Here is a 23620-nt window from a genome sequence, read left to right as displayed (position 1 = left end):
ATTCATTCCTAATGAATTTTGCTGCCGAGGGTCACCACGCCATCGGCGCGCTCGTGCCCCAACCAACTGGTCCATCCCAGGCGGCAGATGTTCTGTTCTCCAATGCACAGCTCACGAATGTCCTGCCGGCGCAGGACCAGGCGAATGTCATATTCGAGGGGATCACGCAGGGTGAAACGCACCAGCGAGCACAACGGCTGGTAACCGATGCCGATGGGCAGGAATTCGTGAAAACGCTGCCAGTCCAGTTCGCTGATATGGATCCGGAACTTGCCGCTGCGGTCGCGCACCTGTTCACCCAACACCAGGTCTTGGCTCAGCAGGCTATTGGCACTCCCGAGGCGATTGCGCTGTTCGCCAAGGACGTCCACACGCCGCTCGATGCACTGCTCAAGGTTCAATTCGGCGTGCTTGAAGTAATAACGCAGCACGGCCTCGATCAGAGCTGCCGAATGAGCACGAAGACTCAGCAGCCCCAGATACGGCAGCAGACGCTTCCAGTTCAATTGACTGGCCTTGCGAATGTCTTCGCCGCCCAGGCCGATCAGCGCAAACAACTGCTCGGAAAACGGGTCTCTAGCTCCGCTCTGAAAACTTGCGCAGTAACGATACTTGCGCCAGATCGGCAGCATCAGCCGTTGAAGACGGTGATGGAAGACGTCGAGGAAGTCGCGCGTCGGATTGCCGGCCTCCTCCCCCAGGGCCTGCTCACCATAGAACGCCGGTAGCGGTGACCCTGCCCCTACCAGGCTGATCAGGTTCATGCTCAGGCGCGCTCGCACCTGGCCGCGCTCTTCAAAAAACTCCACACGATCGATGTCGCTGGCGGGGAACCCCAGGCTTGGGTTGGCCTGGAACTCCAGCCGGTCATACAGCGCCTCATCATCCAGGTCTGGGTGAGCCTCGCGCAGTCGATCAACGACCAACAACACGGCCTGAAATAGCGAGTACTCGCGTATCCCTTGCGTCAGCACGCTTATAGAAGCGGCTGCTGGCCCATGCGGGGTGTCCATTGATAGACCTCTCCTTGTGTGCTGTTCACCCGCAGTTCGTGGTACGAATTGAGGCTGGCATAAAGCGCGAAGAATTCGTTGAGAACCGAAGCGAAGACGAACAGGTCGCCCTCGCCGATGTAGCCCTGGGGGTCGATGGTCAGTTCGGTGCGCAAGCCACGAACTGGCAAGCCTCGATGCAGGCGGTCGACATGCTGGTGCCTGATCGACTTGAGCCCGTCCAGCAAACGCTTGCTGACCTTCTCTGTCTGCTCGTCGTAGTAGCGCGGAAAATCATAGGTTTCGAGAATCACCTTGAGCGCATTGACGTCCGCCAGCGACAGGTAGTTGAGTGACATGTTGCTGATCAGCTTCCAGAGGAAATCGCGATTGAGCGGGGGAGCGAAGCTCGAAGTGACCGGCCCGATGTTGCGGAAACTCAGCGACTCAGGGCTTTTTTCACCAGGCTGGTCGATGTCACCCGACTTGAGCTGGCGCGGCAGGTTCTGGTTGGTGCACATCAACTCGATCGACAGGGTTTCATGAGGGTGAGTGTGCCGGACACCGAAGCCCAGGCAGGTGTCCAGGCCACCGTGCCGCAATGAAGGGCGCTGACGAACGCTGTAGTAGGGTCGGCTGTGGGGCACATCGAAGCTTGAATCGTGCTCGAAGGATTCGAACGGCACATAGGCCTGATAACCCAAGCCGCCAGGGTTCCAGCCGGTGACACTTTCGACCGAGAACACGCCGCAATGCTCCTGGGCATAATCGGCCGGCAGCAACAGGTATTCGTCCTGTTTGCTGTCCAGGCGGATTGGCTGGGCGTCATGCTTGAACAGATTGACGATCGGCGTGCAGTGAAGCTTTATGTTGTCCAGTGTCGGGCGCATCCGCTGGATACCGCTTTTGCCAATATCGAAGCGCAGCTCCAGACCCCGCATCTGTTCGACGCTGCCGCGCGGAGCAGCGTTGATCACGTCCAGGCCATTGACGTCGACGAACAGGAACTTGTCCTGGAAGGCGAAGTATTCCTGCAGGTAGCGATAGCCGCGAAAGGTATTCAGCGGATACGGGATCAGCGCTTCCTCTTCAGCAAACCCTACCGGCTGGACACGATCGGCTGGCATCCTGAACATCATAGGGCTGCCATCTGTAGCCCGCAGGGCATCGCCGGAGCCGTCCAGTGGGATCAGCTCGATACCTTCAAGGTTACGCAAGAGGCTGAGGTAGAGCATCTGGCTGATGTAACGCTCGCCGGTCAAGTGCAGACGCAATTGGCTCAGTTGCAGTTCGCCCAAATGACCGTCGCAACACATCTCCAGGCGCAGGCTCAACAGCGACCCATCCCCTTTCACTGAATAACTCAACCTGGTCAGATCAAGCGCCAGCACTTCGGTTGAGTAACACGTCAGGAAACGGCAACGCACCTGCTGTACAGGCTTGCTTTCGACCGGTGTATCACGTTCCACCCGCAGTGCGGGGCCGGACCGCTGTAGTGGATCGAACTGCAAGATGCTGAAGGCCGGCAATGGCCGCATGTAGTTCGGCCACAACAGCTGCATCAGCGAATGGCTCAGCTCCGGCAATTGGTCATCGAGCTTCTGGCGCAGCCGCCCGGTCAGGAATGCGAACCCCTCCAGCAGGCGCTCCACATCCGGGTCCCGTCCGGCCTGCCCCAGAAAGGGGGCCAACGCCGGGTTACGTTCGGCGAAATGTCGACCCAGCTGCCGGAGTGCCGTCAGCTCGCTCTGGTAGTAATGATTGAACGACATGTATGGCTATCCTTGTCTGACCTTGACCTGACCGCTGCCGTCCAGGCACGCGGAAAAACTGACCTGTCGCCTGACCCCCTCCACATCCAGCAAAGCGTCGATGCTGAAGGACAGGCGAAGCGGATCGGCATGACTTGGTATTGAAACGACACAGACGTTCCTGAGGCGTGGCTCGTAGACCTTGATGAACGCCTCGATCGCCTTGCGGGCCTGGCTTCCTGCGTCGTGCAGGCTCAAGCGCGTGTCATTAAGATCCGGCAGCCCATAATCGGATAGCGTCTGCACGCTACCCGCCCGGGTGCTGAGCATCTTGGCCAGATGCGCAGCCACCGATGTCACGACACACATCTCACGACTCAAACCCGCGCGCGTATCTAAATCACCGGCCAGGCGCTCGAAAAGGCTGCCATACATCATGAGGCGCCTACGCCTTGTCCAACTTGCCAACCAACGACAGCGTGAAATCGGCCCCCATGTACTTGAAGTGAGGCCGTACGTTCAGGCCTACGCGATACCAACCTGGTTCACCTTCAACGTCGCTGACAATGATCTTCGCTGCGCGCAGCGGACGGCGGCCACGAACTTCGGCGCTAGGGTTCTCCTGGTCGGCCACGTATTGGCGAATCCAGTTATTGAGTTCACGCTCCAGGTCCGTGCGCTCCTTCCATGACCCCAGTTGCTCGCGCTGTAGAACCTTCAAGTAGTGAGCCAGTCGATTGACGATCATCATGTAGGGCAACTGGGTGCCAAGCTTGTAATTCAGCTCGGCATGCTTATCCTCGGCGCCGTTACCAAAGAACTTCGGCTTCTGCACGGAACTGGCGGAGAAAAACGCGGCATTGTCACTACCTTTGCGCATGGTCAGGGAGATGAAGCCTTCCTCGGCCAACTCGTATTCGCGTCGGTCGGACACCAGCACTTCGGTCGGGATCTTGGTTTCGATCTCACCCATGCTTTCGAAGTGGTGCAACGGCAGGTCTTCAACCGCGCCACCGCTTTGGGGGCCAACGATATTCGGGCACCAGCGGAATTTGGCAAAGCTGTCGGTCAGTCTCGTACCGAACGCGTATGCCGTATTGCCCCACAAGTAGTGCTCGTGGCTATTGGCAACGGTTTCCTTGTAGACGAATGACTTGACCGGGTTCTCTTGCGGATCATAGGGGGTGCGCAACAAGAAGCGCGGTACGGTCAGCCCAAAATAGCGAGCATCTTCCGATTGACGGAAGCTCTGCCACTTGGCGAACTGCGGACCTTCGAAGTGGTCCTTCAAGTCCTTCAGGTCCGGCAGGCCAGTAAAGCTTTCCAGACCAAAGAATGTCGGACCGGCCGCGGCGATGAACGGCGCATGGGACATGCAGGCGACACTGGACACGTACTGCATCAACTTCACGTCCGGCGAGCTTGGCGACATGAAGTAGTTAGCGATGACCGCCGCCACCGGCTGCCCACCAAACTGACCGTATTCAGCGGTGTAGATATGCTTGTAAAGGCCTGACTGCATGACTTCTGGCGAATCCTCGAAGTCGTCCAGCAAATCGTCCTTGGAGACGTTGAGCATTTCTATCTTGATGTTTTCGCGGAAGTTGGTGCGGTCCACCAGCAACTGCAAACCGCGCCATGCCGACTCCAAGGCCTGGAACTGTGGGTGGTGGAGGATTTCGTCCATCTGGCGACTGAGCTTGGCGTCGATCTCGGCGATCATGCGATCAACCATGGCCTTCTTGACCGGCTCGCCGCTGTTTTGCGGCTTGAGCAACTCTTCGATGAACGCAGACACGCCTCGCCTGGCAATGTCGTAGGCGTCATCGTCCGGGGTCAGGCGAGTCTGGGCGATGATGTTCTCAAGAATGCTGTAATCAGCGTTGTCCGGGCTTTGCTGCTGTAGGGCATGAGTACTCATGTCTCGGCTTCCTTGGCTGAAATAATCAAGCGTTCTTCGCTGCGGAGTTCAGACCCAGCTCATCCAGCAGGCGGCGGCGGGAATCGTCATTGCCGAGTACGCCTTCGATGGCCTTGCGGAACGCTGGCGCGTTACCCAATGGCCCTTTGAGCGCCACCAGGGCGTCACGCAACTCCATCAGTTTGCTGAGCTCCGGCACTTGCTCGACCAGGCTCGCCGGATTGAAATCCTTCATCGAGTTCACACGCAGCTGTACTGCCAGCTCTTCAGTTTCGCTTTCTTCCTGGAGACGATTCGGTACGCTGAGGGTCAGGTTCAGCTCCTGCTTGGCCAACACTTCGTCGAAGGTCATCTTGTCGATACCAATCGGCTTGCGATCCTCGATCTTGCGTTCATCCCTGCGGTGGGTGTAATCACCGATCGCCAACAGTTTCAACGGCAGTTCAATTTCTTCCTGGGCACCGCCGGTGGCAGGTTTGAAGGTGACGTTGATGCGTTCCTTGGGGGCGATCGAGCCTTCTTTGGCCATGACTTTCTCCTGACAATTTTTGACCCGAAGGCCTATTCAATGACCCGTTCCAGGTCGAGGTGACACAACCTGCGATAGGTCTCTTCCTTGCACTCGCGTATGACGTGGTTCTGAGGCAATAACTCGCAGCAGCTGTGCAACAAATGCAGCACCTGCAACTCCAGGGTGGGCTCCCAGGTATTCAGGCCGGCGTGTTGCAATGTCTGGTCGAGGACCTCGAGCTGGACTTTCGCGAGTTCGTATTTCCTCGCCGAGAAGCACAAGCGAGCCATCGCGAACCGCCAGAGGAAACACTCGCGTGCCCCACGAGCGTTTTGCATGCCTTGCTTGAGTAACTGGACGGCGGGTTTGAGGCCATCCGTGGACAGGATCGACTGGGCCTCTTCCAGCGTCAGTTCCCAAGGCGCATCGTTGTGGGTGGTATCGATTTCGGGCGCCGTGCCAGGTTTTTGCAGGTGAGGCATGACCTGGGACGCGATCCACGCCCGCGTGGCGGGATCGGCGAACGGCGTACCGTCATGCCAGCGCAATTCGATAACCCCCGGCAGGCGCTGGATGAATAGCGCGAAATGAACCTCCACTTCCCCCATGGCCAACTCGGCGTTCAACCCTTGTAAGCACTCCCAGGCAAGCCGCTGACCGTCGAGCCAGAACGGTGCCTTCGCCAGGCTGGCCTCGATCTCCACCAACAGGTTCGCGTAATCGCCTTGGTGGAGACTGTCCTGATAAGTCTTGAGTTTGTCCGCCGGCACCCCACGCAGCTGCGTGATCTGCTCGGCGTTGCGCTCGGGCATGACGTCAATGGTCAGCCAGGTCAACGTACGATTCAGGCGCAGGGCCCGAACGTCGGTAGCTTTTTGTTTGAGCCACCAGCTGCATAACGATCCCGCGTTCTCCTGCTGGGCACGCAGGGCCTTGTGGGCTTCTTTTTCGTTTTCAATCGGAGCACCAGGCATGAGCAGTTGGCTAGCAACTTGCTTCACCTGAGCCACTACCGTCCCAATGGCACCCGCCTGCGGCAGGTTGTCAGTGGCACGCTGGATCATCGTGTTGAGACGCCGACACAACGGGAGCAGCAAAGGCGCGTCATCACCCAAGTGGGCGGTGCAAACGGTATCGAGTCCTTCAAGTTGCTCTGTCAGATGGCGGAACAGCGGCAGTTGCTCCTTGATCGCAATGTCATCACCCAACGCCTGCTCCAGGCGAGGCACCAACCAATTGATGCTGGCGGCACGGGTTCGATTTTTGATCGGATGAATGTCGGGCCAATGGTTTTTACACAAGTGGTGCAAAAGACTGAGACCTGCCAGCAGCCCTTGGAAAGATTCGCGCTGATACAGCGCCCAAACCAGCCAGGCCGCCACCCGCAAGTCCTTCGACTGGCTACGCAGTAGCACTTCACTTCCTTCACGGATCTTCAGCCAGTCGACCTGACCGCTTTCGTGCATCGACTGGGCTTTGCCCAGCTCACTTTCCAACGCCTCGTATTCATTCGAAAAACGCACGTCCGCACCCGCAAAACGCTCTTTGGAGATGGGCGCTTTGGCGAGAGCCAGATAATGGGCGGACAGCTTTCCGGAATACGACATTCACGACCCTGTTAAGAAAATTCAGTTTGTGACATGGGCAGTTTTGGCAATATGGTTATTCAAGGTAAATATTCGATTTCGCTTGTAGGAAGTTTCACCAAATGCAATCCGGCACAACTCAAAACTCACACCTCCAACCAGCGGAACGCAGCGAAGAATGCCAAAGCTTTAAAAATAAAAAAGTAGGACCTTTCCTTTTTTTTCAAAAAATTAGCCATACTGAAACTCCCAATACAGATTTTTTTCTGTCAAGCTCCAAACTCCATCGAGCCAACTAAAAATCACTTCAAATCATTTCATTCTCAAGTCCCTACTTGCTGCGAAGAGAACTCCTACATCCTTTTCTTTTTTTACGACTCTCTGCACGTTTCCCCATCAAGACTGCTTCAATGTGATCAGGAGCCAAAGCCAACGCCCAAGGACCTGCGAATGTTCCATACCCCTGATTTGCGAAACTTTCATCTCACAATTCCTGACCTCGAACATGACCTCCAAGTATTAGCCTTCGAAGGCTGCGAAGCCATTAGCACACCTTATTCGTTTGAAATCGAACTCATCAGCGAACAAAGCGATATCGACTTGGAATGCTTGTTAAACCAGCAGGCATTTCTTGCATTCAACAAACAGGGAAGCGGTGTTCACGGGCTGATCTATCGTGTTGTACAAGGAGACACCGGAAAACGCTTGACGCATTACAAGATAAGACTGGTTCCACGATTGGCTTACTTGGAACACCGCACCAACCAACGCATTTTTCAACACGTCAGTGTGCCGCAGATCATCACATCGATCCTCAAGGAGCACGGTATTCTCACCGATGCCCATCGCTTCCAGTTAAGTGCAAGTTATTCGCCTCGTGACTACTGCGTGCAGTATCGCGAATCCGACTTGCACTTCATTGAGCGCCTGTGTCATGAAGAAGGCCTGCATTATCATTTCCAACACAGTGAATCGGGCCATCACCTGGTATTTGGTGATGACCAGACCGTATTTCCCCGACTTGAACACCGCACTGTTTATAAACACGGCAGCGGCATGGTTGACGACGAGCCGGTTATCCATCGATTTGGCCTGCGACTGGAGACCCGGACCAGCCGCGTCACGCGCCGTGATTACGATTTCAAGAAGTCGACATTCCTGCTGGAGAGCAGCTGTCAGCCCGGCATCGAAAAAATCCGACCAGACTTGGAGGCCTATGATTATCCGGGCGACTTTACCCAGGAAAAACGCGGCAGGTTATTGAGCCGGCGAGCCCTGGAACGCCATCGCATCGACTACCGCCAGGCCGAAGGAAAGAGTGATCAGCCGGCACTGACGACGGGGCACTTCCTGACATTGAGCGGGCACCCTCGTCAGGAATGGAATGATCTATGGCTCCTGACCGAAGTGCATCACGAAGGCAAACAGCCGCAGGTGCTGGAGGAAATCCCCCCCAGCGACACTGGCAGGACTGCAGATCACTTCAATCAGGGCTATCGCAATCACTTCGTTGCCACGCCTTGGGATGCGACTTTTCGTTCGCAACGGGTTTACCAAAAGCCACGTGTATGGGGCAGCCAGACGGCAATCGTCACAGGACCCAAGGGTGAAGAGATCCACTGCGACCTGTATGGCCGAGTCAAAGTCAGGTTTTTCTGGGATCGGACGGGGGACTTCGACGACGGCAGCAGCTGTTGGTTACGAGTCGCCTCCAATTGGGCGGGCAACCGCTACGGAGGCGTCACGATTCCGCGGGTGGGCATGGAGGTGTTGGTAACCTTCATCGAAGGTGATCCCGACAAGCCCTTGATCAGTGGATGCCTGACCAACAGCGCCAACGCTACGCCCTACCCACTGCCTGCGCACAAGACCCGCACCGTATTTCGTTCTTGCAGCTCGCCAGGCAACAAAGGCTTCAACGAGCTGCACCTGGAAGACCGCGCTGGCCAGGAGCTGATCTATCTGCGGGCCCAGCGTGACATGGAACAGAAGATCGAAAACGACAGCCGACTGGAGATTGGCAACGAGCGGCGGGAGACCGTCAGGGGCAACAGCATCACCGCCCTGCACGCCGAGGAACATCGGACCACCGCCGCCGACCGTACGGTCCAGGTCGAAGGCAATGACTACCTGCGCGTCGCCAACCGCCATACCTGTGTCGATCAGACACTGGCCGTCGAAGCCGGGCAGCAAATACATATCAAGGCCGGCGCTCATGTGGTCCTTGAAGCAGGTGCATCTCTCAGTTTGAAAGCCGGGGGCCAGCACATCCTGATCAACCACAGCGGTATCTATAGCAGCAGTGAAATCCAACTCGGCGGCGCCCCCATGGCCGGCGCTACCGCTTCATCTTTCACGCCTGGCTTGACGGATCCCTTGGCGGCTCCAGCCCCAATACTCGCCCCCACTCAACGCGCTCTGATAACGGCCAGCAAAGCAGCGGGATTGGACTTTTGTCCGATCTGCGAGGCCTGCCGCGAGGGCCTCTGCCCAATGGGAATCGCCGCCGCATGACTCGCTCACTCCCCCATCAATGGTTGATCGAACAACACCGCCTCGGCCACACCCTGTGTGTCGTCCTGGACTCAGAAAATGAGCACCACACGCGACAGGCATTGCTCAAGAGCAGTCGCCCCGACCAGTACCTGAGCGTATACAGCCAAACGCCGGTCTCCGACCTCGCTGACGCCGGCCCCTTTGTCTTCACCTTCGATCGGCCCGGCGACGAACACATCAATGAATTGATCGACCGGTCGGACAGCCGCTGGGGATGGCTCGCCAGCCTTCCCAAAGAGGGCCTGCCAACGCTGGTGGAACACTGGCGTGAACGGCTGATCATCGGAGAGCGCCCCCATCAGGCGCTGTACCGCTTCCATGACAACCGTGTCTTGGCCCGGGCGCTCAAGCACCTGCCTGTTGAAGCCTATCCGGCCTATCTCGGGCCAGCGATCAGTGTCTGTTATTGGCAGGGCACTTGCTGGGCAAGCACCTATAACCCGGCTCCGGGGGCATATCCGCTACCCGATTCGCCTCTTTGGCTGCAGGTGCCTGTTACCCCGCAGCAAGCGATGCAGACACGCCTCCTCAATGCCCGCCGCTTCCTGTTGGCCGAGCATGTCCAGGCCTTCGCCTCTCTGGCCGAGCAACAGGACCCGGTGGCGTGGTTGCGTGCCACGCTCGAACAGGCCGAGGCCTGGCATTGGCAGGCGCCCGAGCAGTTGGAGTTTTTACTGACCCAGCGCCTGCAAACACCCGCCCAGGCGCTGGCGCCGTACTGGCAAGTACGTTCAGTTGAAAGCCCCGACGAGCATTTTGAACGGGTGCGCCTGACGGCAGCGTTTTGGCAGGGAGATACGCCGCCATGAAACACGCTTTGTACATTGCAAGTTTGAGCGGCCTGGCGATGACGGCAGGTTGTGCCAACACACAGCCGAACACGTTTACTTTTACGGCAGATTTGCCGCCTGACTTTGCCTACCAGGCGGCGGTGTACTACGTGCCCGCCCCAGGCGAAACCTGCACCGTCGAGACCCGGTATAACAAGGCGCCGGTGTTCAATAGGGAGTGGCGCAAGGCATACAAAGCTGATTCCGAAATCATTATCCGCCGAACCCGTATGGGTTGCCCGCTGGTGATCAATCGCATCGAGCTCGAAATCAACTCCGCCTACGGCAAGGATTGGAGTGATATCAGTCAAGATACGGCCAACGTCGTTATTCGCGATGAGCTGGAAACGCAATACAAAGGCACGTTCAGCGAAGCGGGTGAAAGCTCTTTTTACGGCCAATGCCAGTGGTTATTCCGTACCTCAGGCAAGCCCCGCATTCTCAGAAAAATCCTCGACTGCAAAAAAACCAACCCGCAGGGCGAGCTGGGGCGTGGGCGTCCTTTCGCGGCGTACACCCTTGACCAACTACCGGGTAAGACCGTGAGGATGAAGATCAAATTGGCGGACGAGGAAAGACCCGCCATTGGTGACACTTGGGTGAAGGTGCCTAACGGTTGGAAACGCTGCATGGGCAAACACTTTGAGGACCAATACGCATTTTGTTATGGCAATTACCAGGACTTCAGCGGTTTTCAAATGCCCGACGGACAGAAATGCACTATTTACCCCGGTTGTACGGAATAAGGAGATTCGCGTATGACGTCATTGCAAAAAGAATTGGAGTCACGGCTGAGCCATCGCAATCTGACCTGCCCTGTGGGGGGTAAGTGGAGCAGTTTTCAGCTCGTCGATGAGTTTGGCTCTGGCGAGCCTTATGCAGGGCTGGCTTATGTCGCTATCGATTCAGAAGGACAAGAATACCCTGGCAACCTGGATGTCATGGGTGTTGGCAAGGTTACCAACCACCATGCGGGACCGATTGTCCTGCTTTTTGCTCAGAAGTATCAGGGGTTTGAAGATATCTACTCATTTCTACAAACAAGACCCCACTACCCCCTCCAAATCACCGAACTACAAGTCCGCGCCGAGCAGACCCGCTACCTGAACCCAAACGCCACACGCACCCGGGACAATCCCGCACAAGCCTGCGCAGACGATTTCTTCCAGGTGGAAGTACGGCACCTGGTCAAACACGTCGCACATTTGCCCCCCGAGGTGTACCGCCATTACCCACTTCCTGCAGGACCGTCACGGCTGATGGGCGAGCATGGCAAACTCGGTGTGGCCCTGATGCCGCAAAAACACACGGTGCTGGAAGTTCGCCCGTTACGCGCCTTGCGACCCATGCTGTCCACCTCCCCCGAATTCTGTGCGCTGAACTTGTATCAATTGGCGCTCATGTCGACCCTGACCTATTGCCCCTTCGGCCAGACACCTGACAAGGCTCCGATAAAAACGCCGGTGAGCTTCACCGAGCAACCAAGCGTGGGCAACTGGTTCGCGGACGCATTGGCCAAGTTCGAAGAACTCGGGGAGTTCTATCCGGAGCAGTCAAAACCCTACTACCCACTGTATGAAGACGTGCCCTACTCCAAACGCTTGGAGATCGTACCGTTCGATCCGGCCCTCTACGCGGTCAACGATCCGGAATTGGGTGTACATCAGGAACATCCGGCCAAAGTCCATTTTCTCGACGATACCGACAAGGAAGAAGGCACTGATACCCAGGCCTACATCATCCACAATAACGAGTTGGTCCTGATCGCAGTACGTGGCACCCAGCAGTCCGCCGACTTCCTGCGGGATGCGGACGCGCTTCAGGTGCCGTTTGAAGAAGGTGTCGGCCAGGTACATCGAGGGTTCTATGGTGCAGCAAAAAAAACCGCGGCCTTCGTGACGAGCTATCTGGAAAAATTTTATGCAGGGCAAAAACTGCTGATCTGCGGTCACAGCCTGGGAGGAGCGGTGGCGTTACTACTTTCAGAGATGCTGCGGCGTAGACCGGAAGGTTACACCCTCCAGCTCTACACCTACGGCGCACCCCGCGCCGCCGACGCCACCTTCACAAAAAACGCCGCAGCCCTGGTGCACTACCGAATGGTCAACCACAACGACCCGATACCCAGCGTCCCCGGCAGTTGGATGAATACCAAGAGCGGTGTTTATGGCACCGGGTTGGCCCTTACATTCGCCAATGTACCAGTCGGCCTTTCCGTGTTCGTGGCGGGCATCACCAACCTGACGGGCGAGCCCTACGAACACCACGGCATCTTGCGGCACTTCCTGCCGGTGGAGTTCGATCGCAAGGAGCGGTCTTCGATCCTGTGGATGCCCCATTGCGACACCATCACCCAACACGCCGCCTGCGAAGTGGCCCTCGAGCATAAACATGGCCTGCCGGACCGCCCGTCCTTACTCGCCCAACTCATCCAGACCGGTGATCACTTCATGGTCCCCAGCTACATTCCCGCTTGCTGGGCGACCTTGCGCCGCTGGCAGGAAGCGCAAATCGAGGGAAGCACATTGGCGACAAAACGCGAATATGAATGGATCGATCATGCGCTGACACGGATTACCCAACAGTTGCGCGATGAAGAGCGCTACCTGGCAGGACAGCGCGCGCCTAATGGGCGTAGCGAAAGCGCCATCAACATTGCGCTCATCCGTGAGGTCGACAAGCTGCACAACACCCGCGCGCGCCTGGCGACGCTGCGCACCGCGTCGGTCAGCGAAAAGGACGTTTACGGAAGCCTGGTGGAACAACCCGAGCAACTGGCACACAACCTGGCCCGCTGGCAGGCACACCCGGAGAATAGAGTGGCAGAGCAACTGGCGATGGCACCAACCCTGGATGACGACGGTGAATTGATCCGCGGTGCCCATGGGTATGCGATCGGTAAACCCTATACGCTGGATCTCGATTCCATCGTCTGAACGACAGCTGCTCCGCCGAGCGGGAGCACGCTTCCTGGTCATGAACTGCGTACGCCTTCAGGCCGGGGATGTATGTGATGCCGCCATCGCGAGCAAGCTCGCTCCCACAGGAGGTTGGCGGTGGGTGTCCGTTCTGCGCACACCTCGGGATGGTTAGCGACTTGGTCTTTTGCGCTGTGTGGCTTCGTGCAGCGCTGCGTGCCGGGGGATAATGTCCCAAACTCGCGAGATTCGACAACCCACAAAAAGAACCATTTAAAATAATTTTAACCATCGTTGACCAAATGGTTTTTTTAGGAGAGCATGGTTTCACCTCCTCGACTTCCGAGGAGGGTTACCGGAATCATTGCCATGACTGATGCTGAAAAGGCCGAAACGGTCTCCTACACGCTGCGCAATCTAAGCAGCAGCCTGGACAAGACCATCGCCGCCGTTGCCAATACCCTTGGCAAATCGAAAAACGCCCTGATCCTTGAGACCTTGGAGCGGGAGTTTTACAACTACATCTCCACCTATGCCCGGTCGAATTTGCTGGTTTCGGCGATGGATGCCGAGCTGGCAAAAAAATTCGGAATCGAGATTCTTTCAGAGTGGTATGAAAGCGAGCACACCATCCAGTACGACCGCTACCTCAGCACCAAACTGAAGCTGGATAGCATCGATAAAGTGGATGCCGTGTTTAAAGGGAACCTCCCATTGCTTGAACTGCGCGCCCAGCAGCTTGTAAATAAGGGTTACATGCGACTGCCACGGGGCATCTCCTTAACGTTTGCCCTGTTCATCGAAATCGCCAAGCAAAAGGACGAGGCTCTGATTCACGAGATTCGCAAAGGGCTGTTCGGAATCACCAAGGACTTCTACGAGTCCTTGAACGAAATTCGTGCCGCCCTCTCGCTTCCCGCCATCAAGCCCCAATGATTGAAAAGATGCACTGAATGGCCGGTCTCTCCGGAGGGACCGGTCATTTATTTACTCTCCCACCCTCGCCCTGAGCAGTCTGATCGCTGCTACTTTTTCCAAACGTCCTAAGCCAGCCTCTTCCGGGCACACCGCATTCACCGACCTGCGACGGCTACGCCGCCGAGCGGGAGCAAGCTCCCTCGCCACAAGATCACTGCGTCGCCATCGAAACAGCCCATGCCCCAACCCCGCGCACACCCGCGCCAACAAGGGGCGATTTACGGTCAAACCTTTTGGCCATTTCGATCCCCTTTTGGCCTCTCCTGCCGTTCTCTGAAACGTCGCGCGCCGCAAGACTGTGAGCAACCGAATCAGCCTTGCGGAGAACAAAAACATGCTGACGATCTACTCAGACGATCACCACCTGCACCACGGGCGCTGCGAGTTGATGGATGGGCAATTGATGCCCTGCTTCGAGATGCCGTCCCGGGCCGATCATGTGTTGGAGCGGGTCAAGGCGCGGGGGCTGGGGCCGGTGGAGGCGCCGCAGGATTTTGGCCTGGGGCCGATCCAGCGCATTCACAGCGCGGCGTATCTGGAATTCTTCAAAGGCGCCTGGGACCGTTGGGCCAAGTACAACCGCGACGGCGATTTGTTGCCCTTCACCTGGCCGGCGCGAACGCTGCGTTCGGTCATCCCCACGAGCCTGCACGGCCAGTTGGGTTATTACAGCTTCGACGGCGGTGCGCCGATTACCGCCGGTACTTGGCAGGCGGCCTACAGCGCCGCGCAAGTGGCCCTCACCGCCCAGGCGGAGATCCAGCGCGGGGCGCGCAGTGCCTTTGCGTTGTGCCGGCCGCCAGGGCACCACGCCGCTGGCGATTTGATGGGTGGTTATTGCTACTTGAACAACGCCGCCATCGCCGCCCAGGCCTTTCTCGACCAGGGCCATCAGAAGGTCGCGATCCTGGATGTGGATTACCACCACGGCAACGGCACCCAATCGATTTTCTATGAGCGCAGCGACGTGTTGTTCGCCTCGATCCACGGTCACCCCGAGGCGGAGTTTCCGTTCTTTTTGGGGTATGCCGACGAGCAGGGCGAGGGCGACGGCGAGGGCTTCAATTTCAACTACCCTTTGCCAGCCGGCTCCGGCTGGGACACCTGGAGCGCGGCGCTGGAGCAGGCCTGCGGGCAAATCCGGGGTTACGACGCCGATGTCATCGTCGTGTCCCTGGGTGTCGACACGTTCAAGGACGACCCCATCTCGCAATTCAAGCTCGACAGCCCGGATTACCTGGCGATGGGCAAGCGCATCGCGGCGCTCGGCAAGCCGACGCTGTTCGTGATGGAAGGCGGCTACGCGGTGGCAGAAATCGGCATCAATGCCGTGAACGTTCTTGAAGGTTTCCAAAGCGCCCCATGAGGAATCACAGCATGAACAGACTCAAGCGTTTTATGGCTCCAGCCGTGTGCGCCGCGCTGCTTTGCGGCGCTGTCCAGGCCGAGGAGCGCACCTTGCGCGTCTACAACTGGTTCGACTACATCACGCCCAAGGCCTTGGAGGATTTCAAGGCGCAGAACAGCCAGGTCAAGCTGGTCTACGACATCTTCGACACCAACGAGGCCCTGGAGGCCAAGTTGCTGACGGGTAACTCCGGCTATGACGTGGTGGTGCCGTCCAACGTGTTCCTGGCCAAGCAGATCGAAGCCGGGGTGTTCCAGCCCCTGGACCGCAGCAAGCTGCCGAACTGGAACCACCTCGATCCCAAGCTGATGAAGCTGATCGAAGCCAACGACCCGGGCAACAAGTTCGCCGTGCCCTACATGTACGGCACCATCCTGATCGGCTTCAACCCGGACAAGGTCAAGGCCGCCCTGGGCGACAACGCGCCGGTGGACAGTTGGGACCTGATCTTCAAGGAAGAGAACATCAGCAAGCTCAAGCAGTGCGGCGTGGCGCTGCTCGATTCGCCGTCGGAGATCCTGCCCCTGGCCTTGCAGCACCTGGGCCTGGACCCCAACAGCAAGAAGCCGGCGGACTACGCCAAGGCCGAAGCGCTGATGATGAAGATTCGCCCGCACATCACCTATTTCCACTCGTCCAAGTACATGGCCGACATCGCCAACGGCGACATTTGCGTGGCAGTGGGTTACTCCGGCAGCTTTTCCCAGGCGGCCAACCGCGCCAAGGAGGCCAAGAACGGTGTGACGGTGGACATGCGCCTGCCCAAGGAAGGGGCGCCGATCTGGTTCGACATGCTCGCCATTCCCAAGGGCGCCGCCAACCCAGGGGACGCCTACGCCTTCATCAACTATTTGCTGCAACCGCAGGTGATCGCGCCGGTCAGTGATTTTGTCGGCTATCCGAACCCGAACAAGGACGCGACCGACATGGTCGACCCGGCGATCCGCAACAACCCCAACCTGTACCCGACCGAGGCGGCGATGACCACGCTCTATACCTTGCAGCCGTTACCGAGGGATGCCGAGCGGGCACGGACACGGGCCTGGACGCGGATCAAATCCGGGCAGTAGCGCAGCCTGTAGCAAAGAGTTTGTCTGGCCCGGGGATAGGGTGGCCTCTCACCCGGGCTGACACTGCGCCCTATACATAGTTACCACCCTCCCTGTTTTGCCGCGCCCTAGCATGGCGTTCCCGAAGCGTTCGGCTTTGGGCATGCCATGTATCGCGAGACAGGGAGACTCAGATGACCCAACCCTTAACCCCTACACCCGCCGCGCCCGACGCCAGCCTTGGCGACGCGGTGCTCAACCAGTTACTCGCCGGCCCGACCTCGCCGGAGGTAGCCGCCGCCCTTCTGCGCAGTGCGCTCAAGAAGCTCTATCCCCATTTGCATCTGGACCCGAACAATACTGTGATCGGTGAACCGGACTGGGAAATCGTCGACGGCCAGATCGTTGAGCGGCCCACGCGTTACCAGACACTCAGCAACATGCTGGCGGCACGGATGAATGAGGACTATGCGACGCTGCTGATAGAGGGCTTTCACTTTCTGACCCACCTGCCACTGACGACCCCCGAGGTGCACCTGCCGGTGCGCATCGCTCAGATCGGCAGCCTGATCAATGAACTCGCGCCCGTCATGGTGTCCGCCTGCCAGGAACAGCAACTGGTGTACTGGAACGCCACGATCGGCACCGCGCCGCCGCGCTGGCATGAGCTCTCCAGCCTGCTGCACAGACTCTGGGACGTTAAGCAGGTCAAGGGCTGGACGGACTCCGACTGTGCCATGGCCAGGCAACTGTTCCTGTACCCCGACCTGCAGGACCGCAAGGCCAACGACCCTTATGACACCCATGCGTACCTGATCGACATCGATGAGGTGGATGGCGACAAGCTGACACGCATGGTCGACAACTCCCTGGTGGTGCTGATCGGAACCGTCGAAAAAAAACAGACCATCCTCGCCTACTCGCTGCGTCGCAGCTACGAGAAGTTCGACTCGCTGCAAGCATTGGAGCAGACCCTGCCTGATCATCTGGGCAACGTGGAGGGCAAGAGGATCCAGTGGCGCTTCTTTGAGCCCGAAGGCAATATTTTCGATCACAAGGCCTGCGGCTTGATTGCCACCCAGGTACAGATCCTGGGCTCTCCCGAGATCCTGAAAGGGTTCATGGCCGACGACAGCGAGCAGCCCGCCCTCAGTGGAACACAGACCGACACCGGTCCTGATGCGGCCTGGTACGAGAAGCAGATGCCTGACTGGCTCCAGCAAGCATCGACGTCCGACCAGATCCTGTTCGCCCAACACATGAAGAACCTGTCCGCGCTGAGCAGCTCCCATGCCGGCAAGACCTACCTGGACGATATTCCCCCCATCAAACACTATGCGCTGAACGCGTTGAAACAACAGATGCAATCGGAGCATGCCGACGCCGCGACGCTCGACCCGCAACGGATCGAACTGCAAATCCGCAGCCCCGTCGTCTGGGGCACCTTCGTTGTTCCCGGCAAAATCGAGATCACGCGGCTCAACCTCGTCGACCTGGCGCTACAGAACCTGATTGCGCTGCCCCTTGGCGACAAGGTGGTCCGGTCTCTCGACGGCGACAAGCTGCCCGGATGGATGACGGTCGATTACGTCGAAAATCTGGTGACCAAGGTCGACATCGGTCGCGTTTATCCCGAACTGGTCAAGAGCAAGCTACTGGGCGATACCGTCGAATCGACCCGCCGGGAAAATCTCTACACGGCTCAGCTACGCATCCAGTTACCCATGCTGGCGCTGGAGAGCAAGATTCGCGGCGATTGCAACATCGACGAGCGCGGCTACCGTTACATCGCCGCCGTGATGGAGACCGACGAAGCCGAGCGCAAGGTCGACGGGCAGACGATCGTCATGCGCGAGCTGGCTTTCGTCTCCGGCCAGTCCCAGGGCTCTGCGGGGGATGTCGTGACCAACATGTTCGTGATCGGTCCGCAGGATTTCGATGCAGGTCCCTGCGTACTCTATCGCCCGCTGCTGGAACCGCAGCTGTGCCAGTATCCGACGCCGAGCAATCTGATCTACGCCATCCGGCAGACGCCCTCCTTGCGTCAATCGGTGCTGGCCTGGCTGCCCGACGGAGTACGCGAGAACTACAGCCGATACCTCTTTTCCGGGCCGATCCCCTCGCCTTGGATGATCGTCGAATTCGCCACCGACCCCTTCTCTTCGTGGACCAACAGCGCCCCCGTCAGCTTGAGCAACCAGACTCTGGGGGCGGATTTCCTGCCGCGGTTGTTCAGGTCCAATGCCGAGGCCTTGACCGCCCTCGCCGACCGTCAGTCTGTGTCCAATAGCGAGAACCGCTGGGAAACCTTCAAACAGGCCAGTTGGTTGATTTTCAACCTGGCCCTGCCCTACCTCGGGGCTGCGGCAGGCACCGCCATCTGGCTTTGGCAAATCCTCGACGACGTTGAAACGATGACACAAGGCGACGAAGAAACCAGCAGCCAAGCCACGTGGGAAGCGTTTGTCGACCTGTTGCTGAACATGGCCATGGCGATTACCGCACACGCCATCGAGCGCGCCCGGGAGAATACTGGCAGCCGCGTGACAGAAGCCCCCCCGGTCGTGCCCGAGCTGGAAAAACTGGCCAAGCCTGCGCCCATCATCGAGCAATTCATACCGCCCAAGGACACCAGGCTGCCCGCCGAGCACTACGACACCATTCATTCCAGTGGCGCCTTGGCGGGCAAGTCCGGCGAGCATGCCAAGCTGCTCAGGCCCTTGAGCGTCAACAAGCCCGAGCACGCCGAACAGCTCAAGAGCGAAGGCCCGCTCAAGGGCCTCTACCAACAGGGCGATGACTGGTTCGCCAAAATGGCCGACAAGTGGTTCAAGGTAAAGGTTGAAGGGGACCATGTGTCCATCGTCGACGAAAAAGACCCCTCCCACCCAGGCCCGGCGCTGATGCGCCATGCCCACGGCGAATGGCATGTCGACACGCGCCTGCGTCTGCGCGGGAGTGGATCGAAAGGTGCCCGGCAGGAGGTCATCGCCGATGCCAGACGCCGTGGCACTCAGCTGCTGGCCCAGTTGACTCGCTTCGAAGAAAAGAAAATCGAAGGCCAGAAGTTGCTGACCATGGATGCCAAGGAGCTGGGTAAGGCGTCCGGCTCTGCCAAGGAGCTCAAACGCATCATCTATTTGAGTACGTTGAAGACCCAACGGGAAAGCTACGAAGAAGCATTGAAGATCCTGACCGAATGGCCGGTCTTTCAATCAAGGCCCGACGCGCCTCAAGTCCGACTCGGCTACTTGAACGCGCAGATCAATTTTACGTTCGAGGAAATAGACGCGCTGAAGGCTCGCTTCACCCCCGCCCTGAGAGAAGCCCTGGACATGGCCACTTCGACGATCGAGGAAATCGAGCAGCAACACGTCGATGCTGCCGATGCCATGATCCGGGTCGGTGACGACATGATCGAGCGCCTGGATTACATGGAGACCCGCTTCTACCGACTCAAGAAGCAGGGGCGCGAAGGCTTTGAATTCCTGCGCCAGCACCGCGGGAAAATGCCGGCCTACAAAAGCGATGCGATCCGCCTGATCCAGTTGGACATGTATCGCCACCTCTGCCTGTCGCTCGACAGCATCCACACCGTGCCTGAGGGGTGGGCAGATCTCAACCAAGTGGTCGATAACATTACGGTTGCGTTCCAAAGCCTGCACGACGCCATCGAGGAGCGAAGTGTGATCAGGCTGGACGAACAGATCGATGCATTTGGCAGCCTGACGGAACAGTTCACCGCCATCGAAGAACATCTCGCATACCTGGGCGATGAATATAAGGCCAGTGTGCGCCCGGCAGAACTCAATCGACTGATAAAGCAGATTGGCCAGACCAAGAAGCGCGCAGTCCGTCACCTGGCCTGGGCCCTCGATGAGCGAAGCAACCGGCGCAGCCTCGGCAACCCGTACGAGCAGCGCCCCCGGCCTCGGAAAAAGTTCATCAGGGCGCGTTTCTGGGGTCTGGTCAGTGGCGAACCCCGGCTCTCGAAAACCAAGGAAGAGACGGGCTGGGTCGATGTGAAAAACCCGCTTTCAGAAAAAATCATTGCCACGTTTCATCGCAAGGAAACCGGTGAGTGGGTGCCTCACGTCATCGCCGAAACGCCGGCGCCCGTTCCTGCGTTGGCAACCAGCATCACCAAGGGCAAGGCCCTGATTGACGGGCTGGCAGCGTTCAAGACGCAAATCCAGGAATACGCCAACAAACCCAGTCGATCACCCACCGGCATCGGGATGATTCTGAATGCACACGCAGGCCGCATGGAGAAAGTCGCCGTGGCGATCACCAAGGCGCTGGACAATGCCTCTAACGAAACGGTGGGTGTGTCGGCCCAAGAGCGGCAGTTGGCCGAGTCCACCCGCAAAGCACTCAAGCAGGCGTCCAAGACCCTTTATGAGGAAGGGTTCGAAGGCATCCTCAAGGTCATCAAACAACGGCCACCGACCATGAGTGGCTTGATATGGCTTAAAAGCCGGAACCAGATTTCCATCACTCGGCAAAAGAACCGGCAACGCCTCCGAGGTCCTGTTTATGGCTATCTGGACCGGTACGAGATCAAGGACCTGAAAGAGAACAAAACGCTGTGGTTCGCCGACTTCCGTTATTCCACTGACTGGGCGCCTGCCCATGCTTATCTGTCGGCGCGTTTGAAAACACCGGAACAAGTCAGCCTGGGCCGGGCCGCCGACTCGACCAAGGAGTTGACCCAGCGGCAACTGATCGATCTTTACCGCAGCGAAATCGCCGTGGACCAGGCCAAGGAGGTGTTCTTTCCAAAACGACTGTCGTGACGGACAAAGCCAGGCGTCTGTCGACGCCCGGCGCTCATGTCGGCCAGGCCTTCGCCAGACGCGCCAGCGCGGCATCGATCGTCGCTGGCGGGACCGCCGCGAACCCCAGAACCAGCCCCGCCCGTACCTGCGTCGGGGCAGTGGCAGGCAACCAGTAGCTGCTCAAGCCATTGACCTCGACGCCGGCTTCGGTGGCCCGGGCGATCAGCTCGCGCTCGCGCTCGATGTTGTCCACCGGCACCGTGACGTGCAATCCGGCGACGACCGTGGGCATGGCGCCGACGCCGTTCAACGATTTCGGCCAACCGGCCAACAGCGCGTCACGCCGGGCCAGCGCAGCGCGGCGCATGCGCCGGATGTGCCGCTGGAAATGTCCGGCGGCCATGAACTCGGCCATCACCGCTTGGGTGCTGACTTCCGAATGGCGCACATCCACCGCGCGGCGGCGGGCGAACGCATTGACCAGGCCCGGCGGCAACACCAGGTAGCCCAGGCGCAAGGCCGGGAACGCGACTTTGCCGAACGTGCCGACGTACAGCACGCGCCCCTGGCGATCCAGCGCCGCCAACGGCGCCAGCGGCGCGCCGCTGTAGCGGTACTCGCCGTCATAGTCGTCCTCGACTATCCAGCCGTTATTGCGCTCGGCCCAGTCCAACAGTTCCAGTCGCCTCGGCAGGCTCATGACTACCCCGGTCGGGTATTGATGCGAAGGGGTGACATAGGCCAGCCGACAGTCATTCAACGAGCCGAGCACCGTGCAGTCCAGACCGTCACCGTCCACCGGTACGCCTCTGACGTCGGCACCGGCCACGGCGAACGCATGCCCGGCCGCGCGGTAGCCCGGGTTTTCCACAGCCACGACGTCGCCGGGGTCCACCAACAGCTGTGCACAAAGGCTGATGCCCTGCTGCGCGCCGCTGGTGATCACAATTTGTTCAGCGGTGCAGTGCAGGCCACGGGAGCTGCGCAGGTAGGCCGCGATCAGGCCGCGCAAGCGTGCGTCACCTTGCGCGTCACCATAACACAGTTGCTGCAGATCCGGCTTGCGCCAGAAAGCCGCATTCAGCTTGGCCCAGACGTCGAATGGGAACAAATCGAACGCCGGAACGCCGACCCTGAACGCCTTGGGTGGGCCACTGGGCGGCTGGGGCAAATGGTGTTTTTCGACGCGGTTCAAGGCATCGCTGTGGATAACTTTACTGGATGGGCCCACAGGCAAATCGAGCCAATCTGTGGATAAGGCTGTGGGTAAGCCTGTTGAAAACCCTGTGGATACTTTTGTGGATATGTTTTTCAGCGGCAGTGTCGTCGAAGACAGTTTCGCCACATAAGTCCCATCGCCCACGCGCCCTTCGATGAAGCCCTCGGCATAGAGCTGGTCGTAAGCCCGCACCACGCTGTTGCGGGAAATCGCCAAGGCCGCCGCCAGGTCACGGCTGGCGGGCAGACGCGTGCCACTGGCCAGGCGCCCGTCTAGTACCCGGGCGCGTAATGCCTGATACAGCTGACGACTGAGCCCCTGACGGCGGTCCAGTTCGATTCCGGCGGGGTTGAACGACAGGGGGGGCACGGCGGTGTTCATGATGATCCTCGCAAATGGACCTATCGAATTGGTCATAAGTGGCTCTTACAACAGACCAATAGCCTGCCTAGGATGCTCGCATTCGCCAAGGAAAATCGTCATGTACAACCCAAAAGCCTCTGCCGTCGAAGACCTGCCCCAACTGCATGGCATGATGAATGATTGCCGTCTGGCCGTATTGATCACGCACGGTGAACACGGCTTGCAGGCCAGCCACTTGCCGCTGTTGCTGGACACCCAGCAAGGCCCCAATGGCAGCCTTTACGGACACTTGGCCCGGGCCAATCCACAATGGCGCGACCTGCAAGCCGGCGCCGAAGCCTTGGTGATCTTCGCCGGGGCCGATGCCTACGTGAGCCCGGGTTTCTACCCCAGCAAGGCCGAACACGGCAAAGTCGTGCCGACCTGGAACTACGTGGCGGTACACGCCTACGGCACGGCCGAGGTGTTCAGCGACCCTCATCGTCTGCGCGACCTGGTCGGCGCCCTCACCGATCGCCACGAAAGCGGTCGCGCCCAGCCGTGGACAATCGACGATGCACCGGCCGAGTACATCGACAGCATGCTCAAGGCCATCGTCGGCTTCGCCCTGCCGATCCAGCGCCTGGAGGGCAAACGCAAACTCAGCCAGAACCGCAGCCCGGCGGATGTCGCTGGCGTGCGCAACGGCCTCGCCGCCAGCCCCGACCCGCAGGACCAGACGCTCGCGCGGCTGATACCTGATCCATCGTCCAAGGAGTGA

Annotated in this window: 16 protein-coding genes; 9 read left to right on the top strand and 7 right to left on the bottom strand. The window is 58.8% G+C overall.

Annotation, left to right across the window (positions count from 1 at the left end):
* Positions 1-8: 8 nt before the first annotated feature.
* Genes tssG through tssA form a run of 6 tightly spaced genes read right to left on the bottom strand, consistent with a single transcriptional unit; the run spans position 9 to position 6782 of the window.
* Positions 9-1013 carry a type VI secretion system baseplate subunit TssG gene (gene tssG / locus TK06_RS21570; protein WP_063323743.1) on the bottom strand — a complete coding sequence of 335 codons (1005 nt, stop codon included), beginning with the start codon at positions 1011-1013 and terminating at the stop codon, positions 9-11.
* Entirely contained in the window at positions 977-2764 is a 1788-nt protein-coding gene (gene tssF / locus TK06_RS21565) for a type VI secretion system baseplate subunit TssF (protein WP_063323742.1), read from the bottom strand. Before tssF ends, tssG begins: the two co-directional genes overlap by 37 nt.
* Positions 2765-2770: 6 nt before the next feature.
* Complete coding sequence (tssE, locus tag TK06_RS21560) at positions 2771-3181, bottom strand: type VI secretion system baseplate subunit TssE (RefSeq protein WP_063323741.1); 411 nt, start codon at positions 3179-3181, stop codon at positions 2771-2773.
* 7 nt (positions 3182-3188) lie between these two features.
* The gene (gene tssC, locus TK06_RS21555) at positions 3189-4664 is read right to left on the bottom strand and encodes a type VI secretion system contractile sheath large subunit (RefSeq protein ID WP_063323740.1); all 1476 of its coding nucleotides are present in this window, start codon (positions 4662-4664) and stop codon (positions 3189-3191) included.
* Between the two features lie 25 nt (positions 4665-4689).
* Entirely contained in the window at positions 4690-5193 is a 504-nt protein-coding gene (tssB, locus tag TK06_RS21550) for a type VI secretion system contractile sheath small subunit (protein WP_063323739.1), read from the bottom strand.
* A gap of 32 nt (positions 5194-5225) precedes the next feature.
* Complete coding sequence (gene tssA, locus TK06_RS21545) at positions 5226-6782, bottom strand: type VI secretion system protein TssA (RefSeq protein ID WP_063323738.1); 1557 nt, start codon at positions 6780-6782, stop codon at positions 5226-5228.
* A gap of 429 nt (positions 6783-7211) precedes the next feature.
* Between tssA and TK06_RS21540 the strand changes: the two genes are divergently transcribed.
* The 8 genes from TK06_RS21540 to TK06_RS21505 all read left to right on the top strand — a co-directional run bounded on the left by TK06_RS21540 (position 7212) and on the right by TK06_RS21505 (position 21296).
* Entirely contained in the window at positions 7212-9275 is a 2064-nt protein-coding gene (locus TK06_RS21540; RefSeq protein ID WP_063323737.1) for a type VI secretion system tip protein VgrG, read from the top strand.
* Positions 9272-10126, top strand: a complete 855-nt coding sequence (locus tag TK06_RS21535) for a DUF4123 domain-containing protein (protein ID WP_063323736.1) — start codon at positions 9272-9274, stop codon at positions 10124-10126. The genes TK06_RS21540 and TK06_RS21535 overlap by 4 nt, the downstream gene beginning before the upstream one ends.
* Positions 10123-10893 (top strand): hypothetical protein, encoded by a 771-nt coding sequence (locus TK06_RS21530; RefSeq protein WP_063323735.1) that lies wholly within the window; start codon positions 10123-10125, stop codon positions 10891-10893. Before TK06_RS21535 ends, TK06_RS21530 begins: the two co-directional genes overlap by 4 nt.
* Positions 10894-10905: 12 nt before the next feature.
* Entirely contained in the window at positions 10906-13083 is a 2178-nt protein-coding gene (locus TK06_RS21525) for a lipase family protein (RefSeq protein ID WP_063323734.1), read from the top strand.
* Between the two features lie 351 nt (positions 13084-13434).
* The gene (locus tag TK06_RS21520) at positions 13435-14001 is read left to right on the top strand and encodes a hypothetical protein (RefSeq protein ID WP_063323733.1); all 567 of its coding nucleotides are present in this window, start codon (positions 13435-13437) and stop codon (positions 13999-14001) included.
* 376 nt (positions 14002-14377) lie between these two features.
* Positions 14378-15409 carry a histone deacetylase family protein gene (locus TK06_RS21515; RefSeq protein WP_063323732.1) on the top strand — a complete coding sequence of 344 codons (1032 nt, stop codon included), beginning with the start codon at positions 14378-14380 and terminating at the stop codon, positions 15407-15409.
* Between the two features lie 11 nt (positions 15410-15420).
* Positions 15421-16521, top strand: a complete 1101-nt coding sequence (locus TK06_RS21510; protein ID WP_063323731.1) for a polyamine ABC transporter substrate-binding protein — start codon at positions 15421-15423, stop codon at positions 16519-16521.
* Positions 16522-16694: 173 nt separating this feature from the next.
* Positions 16695-21296: a dermonecrotic toxin domain-containing protein gene (locus TK06_RS21505; RefSeq protein ID WP_063323730.1), complete on the top strand. Its 4602-nt coding sequence runs from the start codon at positions 16695-16697 to the stop codon at positions 21294-21296.
* A 34-nt stretch (positions 21297-21330) separates the two neighbouring features.
* Here the strand turns inward: TK06_RS21505 and TK06_RS21500 are convergent, their stop codons facing one another.
* Positions 21331-22878, bottom strand: a complete 1548-nt coding sequence (locus tag TK06_RS21500; protein WP_063323729.1) for a PLP-dependent aminotransferase family protein — start codon at positions 22876-22878, stop codon at positions 21331-21333.
* Positions 22879-22978: 100 nt separating this feature from the next.
* Here TK06_RS21500 and TK06_RS21495 point away from each other — a divergent pair, with 100 nt between their 5' ends.
* Positions 22979-23620, top strand: a complete 642-nt coding sequence (locus TK06_RS21495; protein ID WP_063323728.1) for an FMN-binding negative transcriptional regulator — start codon at positions 22979-22981, stop codon at positions 23618-23620.

Source organism: Pseudomonas fluorescens (genome assembly GCF_001623525.1).
GTDB classification, from domain to species: Bacteria; Pseudomonadota; Gammaproteobacteria; order Pseudomonadales; family Pseudomonadaceae; genus Aquipseudomonas; species Aquipseudomonas fluorescens_Q.
This window is presented reverse-complemented; position numbering and strand designations above follow the sequence as displayed.